Raw genomic sequence first — 14636 nt, 5'->3', positions numbered from 1 at the left:
CTTTCAATTAAGGCGTAAAAGTACAAATTGCACATTGTTAATGATTAGAATATAATATATTTGATCAGGAATTTATCAAATACAAATTAACAATTATACCATGCCTCTAAAAGCCAATGACCCTTCATTATCTTCCTGGTTAGCAGTACCGGAAAATTCTGATTTTCCAATTCAGAACATCCCCTTTGGAGTATTTCTCACAAGAGATGATGTAATCACAATAGGAACAAGGATAGGAGATCATGCCATAGACCTGGGGGCCTTACATCAACTTGGGTATTTTAGTGAAATTCCTTTAACAGATGATATCTTCTTACAGGATACACTCAATGACTTTATATCTGATGGAAAAAAGACCTGGCGACTGGTTAGAAACAGGATAAGTCAGCTTTTTGAAAAAAATAATCAAGAATTACAAAAAAATAAGGATCATCAAAAGATCGTCTTGTTTACCATGGACGAGATCGAGATGCAATTACCTGTTCAAATAGGCGACTATACGGATTTTTACTCCAGTAAGGAGCACGCCACAAACGTAGGTAAAATGTTCCGAGATCCTGAAAATGCTTTATTACCCAATTGGCTGCACTTGCCTGTGGGGTATCATGGTCGCAGCTCAACAATTATCCCGAGTGGAACTCCGGTAAGGAGACCTCACGGGCAAACGCTTCCTAAAGGAGCTGAAAACCCCGTTTTCGGGCCGTCAAGGCTGGTCGACTTTGAATTAGAGATGGCCTTTATTACCACGGATGCCAATGCATTAGGAGAACCTATCTCTGTGGACGAAGCAGAGGAATATATCTTTGGTATGGTCTTGTTTAATGACTGGAGCGCCAGAGACCTTCAGAAATGGGAATATGTACCCCTGGGACCTTTTTTAGCAAAAAATTTCGCCTCTTCCATCTCCCCATGGATAGTAACATTAGATGCCCTGGAACCTTTCAGAGTAGCAAGTCCGAAGCAAGATCCGGAACCACTACCCTATCTAAAACAAAAAGGAAGTAAAAGTTTCGACATTCATCTCGCCGTGGATATTAAAACTGAGGATGGCTCTGTGACAACGGTCTGTAATACCAATTTTAAATATATGTATTGGACCATGTCACAACAGTTGGCACATCATACAATTAATGGATGTAAGATCAATAGTGGAGATATGATGGGAAGCGGCACTATTTCCGGGCCCACGCCGGATTCCTATGGCTCCATGTTAGAACTTTCCTGGCAAGGAACGAAGGAGATCACCCTTAAGAATGGGACTACTCGTAAATTCATTGGTGACAATGACACGGTCATCATGAAGGGGCATTGTGCAAAAAATGGTGTCCGTATAGGATTTGGAGAAGTTTCCACGAAAATTCTACCTGCTGTAAACCTCAATAAAAAATAGTTATCCATCTTTTTAGTTGTGTATTTCGTCGGGAGTATACGATACATAAACCTTTTTCGTTATGATTTTGGATTATTTTGGCACGGCTCTTGGATATGCCCTGTCAAACCATAAAACAAAACGTCATGAAAAGAGCATTACTTTACCTTTCGGTCATTGTTTTTTTGATTGCCTGTGGAGGTGTGAAAAAAACACAGGAAGCTATTAATACTGGAAATTACCAACAAGCAATTAACAGCGCCCTTAGAAATCTTGCGGAAAAAAAGGACAAAAAAGGCAATCAGCCCTATGTCCTGATGTTGGAAGAAGCCTTTAGCAAGAACATGGAAAGGGAACTCCAGAACATCTCTTATTTAGAGAAAGATGGAAATCCGGCAAATCTTGAGGCTATTTATAAAGGATATGCCAGGTTGAAGAATATTCAACAGCGTATTAGACCTTTGTTGCCCTTATATCTTAGAGATGAAGGCAGGGATGCCAGGTTCGCCTTTAAAAATTTCGATGAGGATATTATTGATTCAAAGGAGAGACTATCAGACTATTTGTATGACAACGCTTTGTCTTTATACAACAATGCCTCTAGTAAATTAGATTACAGAAGGGCGTATGAAGATTTCAGGTATTTGGATGAGATCAATCCTGGATTTGGTGATACCAAAGAACAAATGGAACAGGCCTACCAAAAAGGATTGGATTTTGTAAAAGTGAAGATGATCAATGATACTGAAATGGTGATCCCTAACAGATTGGAAGAAGAACTGTTGAATTTCAACACCTATGGTTTGGATGATCTTTGGACACAATATCACAATAATCCTTTGAGTGAAATTAAATATGACTATGAAATGCAGGTTGCTTTTAGAAACATCAACATTTCTCCTGAACAAGTGAATGAAAAGCAATTCATTAAAGAAAAACAGGTGGTAGATGGCTACAAGTATTTGGAAGATGAGAATGGAAACCTGGTAAAAGACAGTCTCGGCAACGAAATTAAAGTAGATAATTTCAAGACTGTAACCTGTAACTATTATCAATTCACCCAACAAAAGCAAGCACAGGTAACAGGAACTGTAAGTTATATAGATTTACAATCTAAACAGCAATTGAATACCTATCCACTATCTAGTGAGTTTGTGTTTCAACATGTGTATGCCAATTACAATGGCGATAAAAGAGCACTAGACAATAATCTGGTAGCCTTGTTAAACCTTGGTGCGGTACCTTTTCCTTCCAATGAACAAATGGTGTACGATGCGGGCGAGGATCTAAAAGCCCGACTCAAAGAGATCGTCGTTAGACACAGATTTAATTAAATATAAACACCCGGAGGCATCACCTCCGGGTTTTTTTTAAAGGTATTTCTCAATCGATACTTCTGCAATTACTCCATGAGAAGCTTCTTTTACAACACTTCCGTTTTTAATGATCAGCAGCTGAGGTGATTCATGCCGCACACGGAACCTTTGTGCGATCTCATTAGAAAGTGGTCTGTTGTGTTGAATGTGCAACATATATAGATCTGCTTGTTCCGAATTCAGATCGTACTGCGCTTCAAATGACCGTAAAGCCATACTACTAATTCCACAAGTTGTAGAATTTTTAAAGATCAGTTGTGGTCTTTTACTTGATTTACTGACCAGAGTGTCCAATTCATCCGCAGAAATAAGTGGAATCCATGGAATTCGACTTTTCTTCTCTGTTGATGCAGTTTCATTTCTTTTGAACAAATCAAATAATCCCATTCTAATTTTCTATTTTAATAGGTGTACCTATTGAGTCTACCTGCCTAATTGTCTGTGTTTTAGCCTAAACATCGGTCATTTTGTCTGCTCTTTTTAAATGGTAAGATTGTTGACCTATACACTGCAAAAGTAGACATAAGAACTAAAAGTACATAACAATGAATATCAACAATTTTACCATAAAATCACAGGAGGTTATTCAAATGGCCCAGCAAATGGCTCAGGAGATGCAGCATCCTCAGATCGAGAATGAACATCTATTTAAGGCCTTAATGGAAATTGATGAAAATGTTCTTCCATTTATTCTAAAGAAATTGAACGTTAACCTCGCCTTGGTAGAACAAATTCTGGCCAAAGAGCTGCAAAGTATCCCAAAGGTTTCCGGAGGCGAGTTGCAATTCTCCAAAGAAGCAGGCAAAACCTTAAATGAGGCGAGTATCATTGCCAAGAAAATGAAGGATGAGTTTGTTTCTCTTGAACATATCTTGCTAGCCATTTTTAAGTCCAAAAGTAAAATTGGTCAGATATTGAAGGATCAGGGTGTTTCAGAAAAGGATCTCCTTGCTGCCATTTCCGAATTGCGAAAAGGGGCCAAGGTTACTTCCCAAAGTGCAGAAGAAACATATAACTCCTTAAATAAATACGCACGAAACCTAAACGAATTGGCAGATAGTGGAAAGTTGGATCCGGTTATTGGCAGAGATGAAGAGATCAGAAGGATTTTGCAAATCCTATCCAGACGCACCAAGAACAATCCAATATTGGTGGGTGAACCAGGAACAGGTAAAACCGCTATCGCCGAAGGATTGGCTCATAGGATCATTCAGGGAGATGTGCCGGAAAACCTAAAAGACAAAGTGATTTATTCCTTAGATATGGGTGCCCTTATTGCAGGAGCTAAATATAAAGGTGAGTTTGAGGAGCGACTTAAATCTGTGATCAAAGAGGTGACCACCAGTGATGGAGACATTGTTTTGTTCATAGATGAGATCCATACGCTGGTAGGTGCCGGTGGTGGTCAGGGAGCCATGGATGCGGCCAATATCTTAAAACCAAAATATTTTGAGAAGGATAAGGCCCTGGAGAGGCGCTTTCAAAAGGTTGTTGTAAATGAGCCCGATACAGAAAGTGCCATATCTATTCTGAGAGGGATCAAGGAAAAATATGAGGCCCATCACAAAGTTCGTATTAAGGATGAAGCCGTAATTGCTGCCGTAGAACTTTCTCAGCGATATATCACTAATAGATTCCTTCCTGATAAGGCGATCGACCTTATGGATGAAGCCGCGGCTAAACTGAGAATGGAGATCAATAGCAAACCAGAAAACCTCGACGTTATGGACAGGAAAATTATGCAGTTGGAAATTGAGATAGAAGCTATAAAGCGTGAGGAAGACCATGCTAAATTAAAGGCCCTTAATATTGATCTGGCTAATGTTAAAGAAGAACGCAATGAGGTCTATGCCAAATGGGAAAGTGAGAAATCGGTCATAGATGCTATTCAAAAGACGAAACTCGATATTGAGAACTTCAAATTAGAGGCTGAACGTGCAGAGCGTAATGGTGATTATGGGCTGGTAGCCGAATTGCGCTATGGGAAGATAAAAGAAGCACAGGAAACTGTGGAAAAGCTTCAAAAAGACCTGGTAGAGGCACAGAAAGGCGGCACTTTAATTAAAGAAGAGGTCACCAATGAGGATATTGCCGAAGTGGTTGCCAAATGGACAGGTATTCCGGTAACCAAGATGCTTCAAAGCGAACGTGAGAAACTGTTGAAACTAGAAAAAGTTTTGCACAAAAGAGTCGTAGGGCAAGATGAGGCCATCGAAGCCGTTTCAGATGCCATCAGAAGAAGCAGAGCCGGTCTTCAGGATGCAAAACGCCCAATAGGATCTTTCTTATTCCTTGGAACCACTGGGGTTGGTAAGACTGAATTGGCCAAGACATTGGCAGACTATCTGTTTGATGATGAAAATGCCCTTACTAGAATAGACATGAGTGAATATCAGGAAAGACATTCTGTAAGCAGGCTAATTGGAGCTCCTCCGGGATATGTAGGTTATGACGAAGGTGGTCAGTTGACGGAAGCCGTAAGAAGACGACCTTATTCCGTTATTCTACTCGATGAAATTGAGAAAGCACATCCGGATACTTTTAATATTTTGTTGCAGGTGTTGGATGAAGGTAGACTTACAGATAACAAAGGCAGGGTGGCCGATTTTAAAAACACCATTATCATTATGACCAGTAATATGGGTGGGCATATCATCCAGGAAACGTTTGAGAATGTGAAGGATCTTCACAGTGCTACAGAGGCTGCAAGGATAGAAGTTATGGGATTATTAAAACAAAACATCCGGCCTGAATTTTTGAACCGGATAGATGACATCATCATGTTTACTCCTCTGAGCAAGAAAAATATTGTTGAGATCGTAAGATTGCAATTAGACCACTTGAAAAAACTTGTGGACAAACAACATATTACCATTGATGCCACAGAAGAAGCTATTCAATATCTGGCTGAGAAAGGGTATAACCCACAATATGGGGCTCGACCCATTAAGCGAACCATTCAGAAAGAAGTATTGAACAATCTTTCCAAGGAACTTTTAAGTGGTTCAATTAGTGCAGAGAGTATTATCCTTATCGATTCTTTCGACAATGGATTGGTTTTTAGAAATCAATCAGAACTGGTAGAATAATTTCTCTTATAAACCCTAAATAACAGGCATCCGAATTCAAAAGACTTCGGATGCCTTTTTTAATCAAAATATATTCGGTGCAGGAATTAGATTTTTTATATTCGTAAAAAATTGATCCTTCATGACCACCAAAGCCGAACGTACGTCCGCTTATATTATTGAAAAAGTGGCGCCTATTTTCAATAAACAAGGCTATATAGGTACCAGCATGAGCGATCTTACAGAGGCCACAGGCCTTACCAAAGGAGCTTTATACGGGAATTTTGAAAACAAGGAATCCCTGGCACTGGCGGCTTTTGAATACCACAGTAAAAAATTATTGGCTGCCATAGACGAACACTTGAATGGTCCGGGTAATGCCATCGATACCCTTTTCCGACTTACGAACTTCTACCGGCACTACGATGAATTTACAGCACCCATGGGAGGTTGTCCAATTCTGAATGTTGGCGTGGATGCACAATACAATAACGGGCATTTAGAAGGTGCAGCGAGAGAAACTTTGCGAACCATAGAAGGAAAGATCGCTTTAGTTTTAGAGAATGGCGTAAATAATGGAGAATTAAAGTTGCCAGTACCACCTTTGCAATTCGCTAAACAGTTATTTACCATGATACAGGGAGCAATTGCAATGGCTACCATCTCAGGAGACAGGAAATACCTGATCAATACTATAGCGTATCTAGAAGTATTGGTAAAAAAAGAGATCAAGAAATAAGCCTATTCCGCCTTCACCCTAAAGATCCAAATGGGCTCAGGGTACTTTCCAAAATACTTGCTGTCTCTTGCTTTTCTGGCCTCCTGCATACTATCATATCGCTCAAGATACACGTAATTATACTTATTTTGAGTCCGGTAAAACGACTTGGGATCTAGACCTTTCTCATTTAAACTTTTCATAAAGCTATTGTAATAGGTTTTCGTTCCAAAGACATTGACAATTAAATAAAATCCGGGACGAATATCCTCTGTAAGAACAGCTTCTTCAAAACGTTCTCCTTTTTTAGGTAGTTCTTCTGCGGTTAATTCTTTTGTAGCAGCCTCTTTTTCCTTAGCTACTGTCTCCAAAGAATCCTTTTTTCGTTGCAATTCTATTAGTCGCAATTCATTTTCCGCAGCTACAGCTTTTGATTTGGCCACGGCTAAGGAATCTCGTGTTCTTATAACTAGTTCAAGTGAATCTTGTGTCTTTTTTTCCTGAGCTAAAGCGAAGGCTTTTCGCTCTTTTCTACTAAGCTTCTTTTCCTTTACAATTTCGGTGTCTTCTTCTTGTACTATTTCTTCTTCCTTTTCATCAGGTTCAAGCGTCTCTGTCTCTTCTTCATCTAATTCCGAGATATTATCGCGCGAAGCAGGGACCGCAAATTGATATGAAGTAACGATCTCAAAAGTTGGTTCTTTTCCAATTAATTCGGATGAGTCTGCTATTTCAATCAGTACACCCAAGGATAACTTTTTAAAAAGAGTACCACCAACACCGCCCGAAAGACCGTAAAAATTATTATACCCCGCTTGTAACCAGTATTTCTTATTACTAAATAGAGCATTTATGCCAAATTGCGTGTCCAGATTTGGTATAGTTTTTACATACAACATAGGACGGAAATACGCTCCTTCTAATTTTCCAGCATCAGTTATTGGAAACTGATAGCTTGCATGCCCAATAAAAATCTTATCGTTAGACCCGTTATTTTTCTCCCCAGCCGTTATATTATAATCCAGCACATTTTCACCAACAAAACCCAGACCAAAATTTTTATAGCCTATCCTAATCCCAGGAGCTGCTTGTAATATAAATGAAGGACCATCGTCTAGTATTGGTAATCCCGGTCCTTGCTGAAAACTGTTATCCGCAAGTTCTTGTTGAAATCCAAATAGGTTTACACCCAGGGAAATTTGAAAATCCTGATTAAAATTGAGTTCATAGGCATAATTTAGAACACCACCTGTTTGCAGGAATACGCCGGTATTCTGTTGTAAAAATCCAACTCCAAAAGCAGCGTTCCCCTTCAATCTATGGGTATAGTTTACAAAGACAGTAGTAGGGTCTGTATCTATTTGCTGCCATTGCCATCTCGTCCATAATGATAAGGATTGTGGATTATTTCTATCTAAGGTAAAAACTGGGTTAAGTAAGCTGCTGTTGTATTGAGTTAGATTGTATTGCCGGAGATCTGGTGGTAAGGGTACTTCTTGAGCTATCAATGTTCTGCTGATCAGAAGCGCAAAGAAAATTATAAGTAGTTTTGGCATAGAAGGATACAATGAAGCAAATTTCATACTATTTTTACAATAGTAAAGTTACATAATAGATCGAAACCCACTAGAAAAACCAAATTAATATGAGACCAAGAATCCTAATTATTCTGATAGCATTGTTCACTTCCATGTATAGCTGTAAAGAAGAATCTAAGGTGGAGGGTACCGAGATTGGTCCGGAGGTTACTACTTTTTACTTTATCAGGCATGCGGAAAAAGACAGGAGTGATCCGGAGAACAGTGATCCTGAATTAAATCAAAAAGGCCTCGGAAGAGCTATGCACTGGGCAGAGATCCTTAAGGAAGCTAATATAAATGCGATTTATACCACAGATTATGCGCGTACAACCATGACCGCAGCACCAACAGAAGTTAAAAATGATCTTATCCGCCAGTACTATGATCCCTCCATGATCAATATAGCTGAGTTTAAAGCCGAAAATCTGGGAAATAATGTTTTAGTAGTTGGTCATAGTAATACTACTCCCGATTTTGTGAACAAGATGATAGGAGAGGAAAAATATCCTGCAATGGATGATATGGACAATGGCAGTCTGTTTATTGTGCAGCAAATTGGAGACATGACCACTGATGTTAGATTGACATTTAATTGTAATTGCCCTGATTAACCTCAACATTCTTGAGTTCTATTTTAGAAAGTAATACGAGCTCCTCTTTTTCATAAAGCGAGTCTATTTGGGTGATCACGATTTCTCCCATGGGTTTATAGTTATAATAATCAACAAACCGTATTCCGTTTACATAACGTTCATTATAAGCTTTCCGGAAACGAAGTCCACCTCCATCTACGTGGAATTCATAGGCCAAATAAGTGGGCTTATAGGTTTTCTGATCTATCCAATAGAGGTACACATCCTCAAAATCGTTGCCGCCGCCTTGCTGATCAAAAGTTACTTTTACTTTATAGTAGTCTTTTCCTTTGATCTGCTTTTTACCTAACAATTCTTTGCGAACGGCGCGATCGTTAAGGCCATATGGCAATAGGGCGAAGTAATGTACAGAATTCACGGAATTGCCATATACGGTTGCCATACTATCTGTAACGGGAATAGGCTCTTCGTTTATGAAACGTTTAAAACTATTCCCTTGTTTTATATCTGTGACCATCCCTGAATCTGTATACTGTATCCTCTTTAGGGCTCTTTTACCTTTTAGTTGCTCCAGAACATAATCTCTATCCCTGAACCTAAAGCTAATATTGCTGGTCTTATATAAGTCGCCTCCTGCCACTTCAATGGAGGCGTCTATGATCTTTTGCACATCATCCACTTCGGTATTATCATTACAGGATAAAACAAAGATTAGTAAGAGTACGAAGGAATAATTTTTTAACATGGATGATAAAATGGGTTTTACCGTACAAAGAAACAGGGATTATTCCACAAAATGAACATAGGAGCTCCAAGATTTGTTCTTATTTTTGTGCCATCATGCAGAACAAGATCAATATTAAAAACAAGAAGGCAAATTTTCAGTACGAGTTGCTCGACACCTATATTGCCGGTATTGTCCTTGCAGGTACCGAGATCAAATCTGTCAGACTTGGGAAGGCATCGATCACTGAAAGCTTCTGTGAATTTAATGAGCAGGGAGAATTGTTCGTTGTGAATATGCAAATAGATGAATATTCTCATGCCTCTCATTTTAATCATCAACCGAAAGCAGCGCGTAAACTCCTGATGAATAAAAAGGAATTAAAAAAATTACATAAGGAGGTGAATACAAGCGGCCTCACCATTATTCCCTTGTCCGTTTTTATAAATGAAAAGGGTCTCGCCAAGATAAAGATAGCCCTTGCCAAAGGGAAAAAATTATATGACAAACGCGAAACCATCAAGAACAGAGAAAGCAAAGTTCGCCTGGACCGGATTAAAAAAAGTTTTAACAAGTAGGGTTAAAAGAGGAAGTACTTCCCTCCTTCCTGGCATTTTAGGCTAAATGCCTGCCAATATCATTTCCTTAATTCTTATCCTCCAGCAGAGGTACAAATCGAAAAGTGCCAAACTCTTCCTGAGCAAATTCTGTATCAGATTTTCTAGTAATTCGAAGCATTTCCTGATCTCCTTTCCCTACCGGGATCACTAACTTCCCTCCTATTTTCAATTGACCCAGTAATTTTTTAGGAACTTCTGGTGCCCCGGCTGTAACTATGATGCCATCGAACGGAGCGTGTTCGGGCAGGCCTTTATATCCATCTCCAAAAACGAATTTCTTTGGTCTGTATCCCATTTTCTTAAAGAATAAATTGGTCTTCTTAAAAAGTTCCAATTGTCTTTCTATAGTATATACTTTGGCCTTGAGATGCAATAAAACAGCGGTCTGATATCCGCTACCTGTTCCTATCTCTAACACTTTATGGTCTGGTTCCACGTCTAATAATTCGGTTTGAAATGCAACGGTATAAGGCTGAGATATGGTTTGATCTGCCGCAATTGGAAAGGGCTTATCCTGGTAAGCATGGTCCTCAAAACTGCTATCCATAAATAAGTGTCTGGGGATGGTGCGAATGGCCGCAAGGACCTTTTTATTACGAATGCCCTTAGAAGCAATCAGTTCTGCCAGCTGATTCCGCATTCCCTTGTGTTTGAAGGTATCTTTCAAAAAGTTCTTAATTTCTTTAGTTTCGTTTGATATTGGTAAAGTTACCACATTTTGTATTTCTCAGCTTGGTTTGTTTTAGGATTAATCTGCGTATTTTTGACAAAATTGAAGATCTATGCTCAAAGTTGGAGTGCTGGGTGCGGGCCATCTTGGAAAAATACACTTACGGCTCTTAAAGGAGTCCTCGAAATATGATTTGATTGGTTTTTATGATCCCGATGCCATTCGTGGAAAAAAAGTAGAGGCAGAATTTGGATACCGGTATTATGACAATATCAACACACTGATAGATGACGTAGAAGTAGTAGACATTGTGACCCCTACACTTTCTCATTTCGATTGTGCAAAAAAGGCCATGGAAAAAGGGAGACATGTCTTCCTTGAAAAACCAATCACCAAGACACTGGAAGAGGCCGAAGAACTTATTGTTCTTGAGACGAAACACGGAGTTAAAGGACAGGTAGGACATGTTGAGCGTTTTAACCCTGCATTTACTGCCATTAAGGATTCCATTCACAACCCCATGTTTATAGAAACACACAGATTAGCAGAATTCAATCCCAGGGGTACGGATGTTCCTGTTGTGCTAGATCTGATGATCCATGATATTGATGCCATCTTAAGTGTGGTACCCTCTGAAGTAAAGGAGATCCACGCCAGTGGTGTATCTGTGATCAGTAAATCCCCAGATATAGCGAATGCCAGAATAGCCTTTAAAAATGGATGTGTAGCCAATCTGACGGCAAGTCGTATTTCCCTCAAAAACATGAGAAAATCCCGATTTTTTCAACAAGACGCTTATATTTCGGTCGATTTTCTTGAAAAAAAGGTGGAAGTAGTAAAAATGAAGGATGCTCCTGAAACACCAGGTGAATTCGATATGATATTGCAAAACGCTGAAGGGATCAAAAAACAAATCTATTTTGAGAATCCATCCATCGAAAACAATAATGCCATCCTGGATGAACTGGAAACCTTTGCCGATGCCATTACACAGGATACCACACCTATGGTAACCCTAACCGATGGCACAAAAGCTTTACGAGTGGCATTGCAAATAATAGATTCGTTTTAGATAATTAGAATAGTCAAACTCCTATATATGATAAAGAATGTAACTGTGATAGGCGCAGGGACCATGGGAAATGGAATTGCGCATGTCTTTGCACAAAACGGCTTTAAGGTAACTATGGTAGATGTCTCAGAACAGGCATTGAAAAAGGGTATGGAAACTATTAACCGGAACCTGGATAGAATGGTACAAAAAAATACGATTACTTCTGAGGTTTCCAAATCCACCTTAAAAAATATTGCAACATATACTGATCTCATAGCAGGAGTAGCTCAATCGGATCTTGTTGTGGAGGCTGCTACAGAGAATCTCGACCTTAAACTTCAAATTTTTAAGGAATTAGATGATCATTGTCCTTCTGATACAATCCTGGCTACCAATACTTCTTCCATATCTATAACACAAATAGCTTCTGTTACGAAAAGACCAGAAAAGGTAATTGGAATGCACTTTATGAATCCTGTACCAATTATGAAGCTGGTAGAGATCATACGTGGTTATTCCACATCTGCTTCGGTAACAGAACAGATTATGGCCTTATCTATAGAATTGGGTAAAACCCCAACTGAGGTCAATGATTATCCGGGATTTGTGGCCAACAGAATATTAATGCCCATGATCAATGAGGCCATTGAAACCTTGTACAATGGTGTTGCGGGGGTAACCGAAATAGATACTGTGATGAAATTAGGAATGGCACATCCTATGGGGCCTTTACAGCTGGCAGATTTTATTGGATTGGATGTATGCTTATCCATCCTGAACGTATTATATGATGGCTTTAAAGCTCCAAAATATGCCCCATGCCCATTACTTGTAAATATGGTAATGGCAGGTAAATTAGGGGTAAAGACAGGTGAAGGTTTCTACGATTACGCCGAAAGCAGGAAAGCAGAAAAGGTATCTTCCCAATTTAAGAATGCATAATGGCAATTGTAAAACCATTTAAAGCCATTAGGCCAGCCGCTGATAAAGTAGCTCATGTGGCATCGCGCTCTTATGAGGATTATTCCAAGGAAGAATTAAAAGCCAATTTAAAGTTTAACCCCTTCTCTTTTCTGCACATTATTAATCCTGGATTTAAATTCCAAAAGAAAGTATCTGGAGATGAACGATTTAAATTGGTGCACAACAGATATATGGAGTTTTTGGAGGAAAAGGTCTTCGTAAAAGATGCAGAGGCGAGCTTTTATATTTATGAAATAATTAAAAATGAAACTCAATGCTCCGGGATATTTTGTGCCACAAGTGTGCAGGATTACAGGAATAACCGCATTAAAAAACACGAAAATACCATTGAAAGCAGGGAACAACTATTTGCCCATTACCTTGAAACCGTAAAGTTCAATGCCGAGCCTGTTTTGATGACCTACCCGGATCACCCAACAATAGCCAGGATAATTCAGCATACTAAAAAAGAAGATCCTTTACATCACTTTACTACACCCGATAGAACTTCACACCGTCTATGGAAAATTTCAAATGGGAAGATAATAAAAGAGATTACGGATGCTTTTGCCAATATAGACAGTCTTTATATAGCAGACGGACACCACCGAAGTGCATCCTCAGATCTCTTGGCACAATGGTGCGAGAAGCGGAATGAAAAGCACAACGGCAAAGAAGCGTACAACTACTTTATGAGCTATCTCATTCCCGAAAGCGAAATCAGGATCTACGAATTCAATAGGTTGGTCAAAGACCTGAACGGCCATACTAAAGAGTCATTCCTAGTGAAGCTAGACGAACTCTATAGAATTAATAAGACAGAAATGGAGCTTTATAAACCTACTAAGAAGCACCATTTTAGCATGTACCTGGATGGGGAATTCTATTCGCTTTATTTGCGAAAAAATGTTTTACCTCTAGACGACCCGCTGAGCAAATTAGATACACACATCCTTTTTAAGACAATTTTGGAACCTATCTTAGGCATTGAAGATCTACGCAATGATAAGAGAATACAATACGGCTACGGAAAACACAATGTGCTTCGTATGAAAACCGAAATAGACAAGGGGAGTTTTGCAGTTGGGTTTAATTTGGTCCCAATCACTATAGATGAAATAAAGGCAATTGCGGACGCCAAATTAGTGATGCCTCCAAAAAGTACCTTCATTGAGCCGAAGCTTAAAAGTGGAATAGCCATATATGAATTATAATTTGCCCTATGTCTATCTCAGCTAATATTAAAAGTATCAAAACTAAAATACCAGAAAATGTAACCCTGGTAGCAGTCTCAAAAACAAAGTCATATAATGAGATTCTCGAGGCCTACCATGCCGGGCAGCGAGTTTTTGGTGAGAATAAAATCCAGGAAATGACTCAAAAATGGTCAGAACTGCCAAAGGACATCGAATGGCATATGATAGGTCATGTACAACGGAATAAAGTAAAGTACATGGCGGCCTACGTTGCATTGATACATGGTGTAGACAGTTTAAAACTGTTGAAGGAAATTAATAAACAGGCTAAAAAAGTACAACGGGTGGTCCCCTGTCTATTGCAGATACATATAGCTGAAGAAGAGACCAAATTTGGTTTCGACAGGGAGGAATTAAAAGCATTGATAGATAGCAGAGTTTTACAGGAATTGGAGCATGTCCAAATCAAAGGTTTGATGGGGATGGCCACATTTACGGAGAATGCCAAACAGATACGGAAAGAGTTTAAGACACTAGGGGCGATGTACCGGGCATTAAGAAAAGAGCTGCCGGATATCACAGAACTTTCAATGGGAATGAGTGGTGATTACCCCATTGCAATAGAAGAAGGTAGCACCATGGTACGCATAGGAAGTAGTATCTTTGGAGCAAGAAATAAGACCTAGAAGGTCTAAATGAACAGAA

The 14636-nt window shown here is 39.2% G+C and carries 14 protein-coding genes; 10 read left to right on the top strand and 4 right to left on the bottom strand.

The genetic code is table 11. The annotated features are described in order from the left end of the window. The first annotated feature begins 100 nt into the window (after positions 1-100). Together fahA and Q0X72_RS04080 are read left to right on the top strand one after the other, a co-directional pair. Positions 101-1390 (top strand): fumarylacetoacetase, encoded by a 1290-nt coding sequence (fahA, locus tag Q0X72_RS04085; protein ID WP_297762279.1) that lies wholly within the window; start codon positions 101-103, stop codon positions 1388-1390. A gap of 125 nt (positions 1391-1515) precedes the next feature. Next, the gene (locus Q0X72_RS04080) at positions 1516-2703 is read left to right on the top strand and encodes a hypothetical protein (RefSeq protein ID WP_297762277.1); all 1188 of its coding nucleotides are present in this window, start codon (positions 1516-1518) and stop codon (positions 2701-2703) included. 36 nt (positions 2704-2739) lie between these two features. Here the strand turns inward: Q0X72_RS04080 and ytxJ are convergent, their stop codons facing one another. Further along, a complete protein-coding gene (gene ytxJ, locus Q0X72_RS04075; protein WP_297762275.1) occupies positions 2740-3132 on the bottom strand; it encodes a bacillithiol system redox-active protein YtxJ in 393 nt (130 codons plus the stop codon). A gap of 158 nt (positions 3133-3290) precedes the next feature. Between ytxJ and Q0X72_RS04070 the strand changes: the two genes are divergently transcribed. Together Q0X72_RS04070 and Q0X72_RS04065 are read left to right on the top strand one after the other, a co-directional pair. Then, the gene (locus tag Q0X72_RS04070) at positions 3291-5834 is read left to right on the top strand and encodes an AAA family ATPase (RefSeq protein ID WP_297762273.1); all 2544 of its coding nucleotides are present in this window, start codon (positions 3291-3293) and stop codon (positions 5832-5834) included. A 121-nt stretch (positions 5835-5955) separates the two neighbouring features. After that, positions 5956-6552, top strand: coding sequence for a TetR/AcrR family transcriptional regulator (locus Q0X72_RS04065; RefSeq protein ID WP_297762271.1), 597 nt, complete (start codon positions 5956-5958; stop codon positions 6550-6552). A gap of 2 nt (positions 6553-6554) precedes the next feature. Here Q0X72_RS04065 and Q0X72_RS04060 read toward each other — a convergent pair whose 3' ends face one another. Continuing rightward, positions 6555-8114: a PorP/SprF family type IX secretion system membrane protein gene (locus Q0X72_RS04060; RefSeq protein ID WP_297762269.1), complete on the bottom strand. Its 1560-nt coding sequence runs from the start codon at positions 8112-8114 to the stop codon at positions 6555-6557. A 62-nt stretch (positions 8115-8176) separates the two neighbouring features. Between Q0X72_RS04060 and Q0X72_RS04055 the strand changes: the two genes are divergently transcribed. Beyond that, positions 8177-8722 (top strand): histidine phosphatase family protein, encoded by a 546-nt coding sequence (locus Q0X72_RS04055; RefSeq protein ID WP_297762267.1) that lies wholly within the window; start codon positions 8177-8179, stop codon positions 8720-8722. Here the strand turns inward: Q0X72_RS04055 and Q0X72_RS04050 are convergent. Continuing rightward, the gene (locus Q0X72_RS04050; protein ID WP_297762265.1) at positions 8700-9449 is read right to left on the bottom strand and encodes a DUF6503 family protein; all 750 of its coding nucleotides are present in this window, start codon (positions 9447-9449) and stop codon (positions 8700-8702) included. The two genes, Q0X72_RS04055 and Q0X72_RS04050, sit on opposite strands and share 23 nt — an antisense overlap. A gap of 95 nt (positions 9450-9544) precedes the next feature. On the opposite strand from Q0X72_RS04050, the gene smpB reads away from it, so the two are divergent. Then, a complete protein-coding gene (gene smpB / locus Q0X72_RS04045) occupies positions 9545-10006 on the top strand; it encodes an SsrA-binding protein SmpB (RefSeq protein WP_297762315.1) in 462 nt (153 codons plus the stop codon). Between the two features lie 67 nt (positions 10007-10073). Here smpB and Q0X72_RS04040 read toward each other — a convergent pair whose 3' ends face one another. Continuing rightward, positions 10074-10715, bottom strand: a complete 642-nt coding sequence (locus tag Q0X72_RS04040) for a protein-L-isoaspartate(D-aspartate) O-methyltransferase (protein WP_297762263.1) — start codon at positions 10713-10715, stop codon at positions 10074-10076. 115 nt (positions 10716-10830) lie between these two features. On the opposite strand from Q0X72_RS04040, the gene Q0X72_RS04035 reads away from it, so the two are divergent. Genes Q0X72_RS04035 through Q0X72_RS04020 form a run of 4 tightly spaced genes read left to right on the top strand, consistent with a single transcriptional unit; the run spans position 10831 to position 14617 of the window. Continuing rightward, positions 10831-11790, top strand: coding sequence for a Gfo/Idh/MocA family oxidoreductase (locus Q0X72_RS04035; RefSeq protein WP_297762261.1), 960 nt, complete (start codon positions 10831-10833; stop codon positions 11788-11790). Positions 11791-11820: 30 nt separating this feature from the next. After that, a complete protein-coding gene (locus Q0X72_RS04030; RefSeq protein ID WP_297762313.1) occupies positions 11821-12714 on the top strand; it encodes a 3-hydroxyacyl-CoA dehydrogenase family protein in 894 nt (297 codons plus the stop codon). After that, positions 12714-13949 carry a DUF1015 domain-containing protein gene (locus tag Q0X72_RS04025; RefSeq protein ID WP_297762259.1) on the top strand — a complete coding sequence of 412 codons (1236 nt, stop codon included), beginning with the start codon at positions 12714-12716 and terminating at the stop codon, positions 13947-13949. Before Q0X72_RS04030 ends, Q0X72_RS04025 begins: the two co-directional genes overlap by 1 nt. A gap of 8 nt (positions 13950-13957) precedes the next feature. Then, positions 13958-14617, top strand: coding sequence for a YggS family pyridoxal phosphate-dependent enzyme (locus tag Q0X72_RS04020; RefSeq protein ID WP_297762257.1), 660 nt, complete (start codon positions 13958-13960; stop codon positions 14615-14617). Positions 14618-14636 lie beyond the last annotated feature (19 nt).

Origin of the sequence: uncultured Muriicola sp. (genome assembly GCF_947258935.1) — a bacterium.
In the GTDB taxonomy this organism is placed as follows: Bacteria; Bacteroidota; Bacteroidia; order Flavobacteriales; family Flavobacteriaceae; genus Muriicola.
This window is presented reverse-complemented; position numbering and strand designations above follow the sequence as displayed.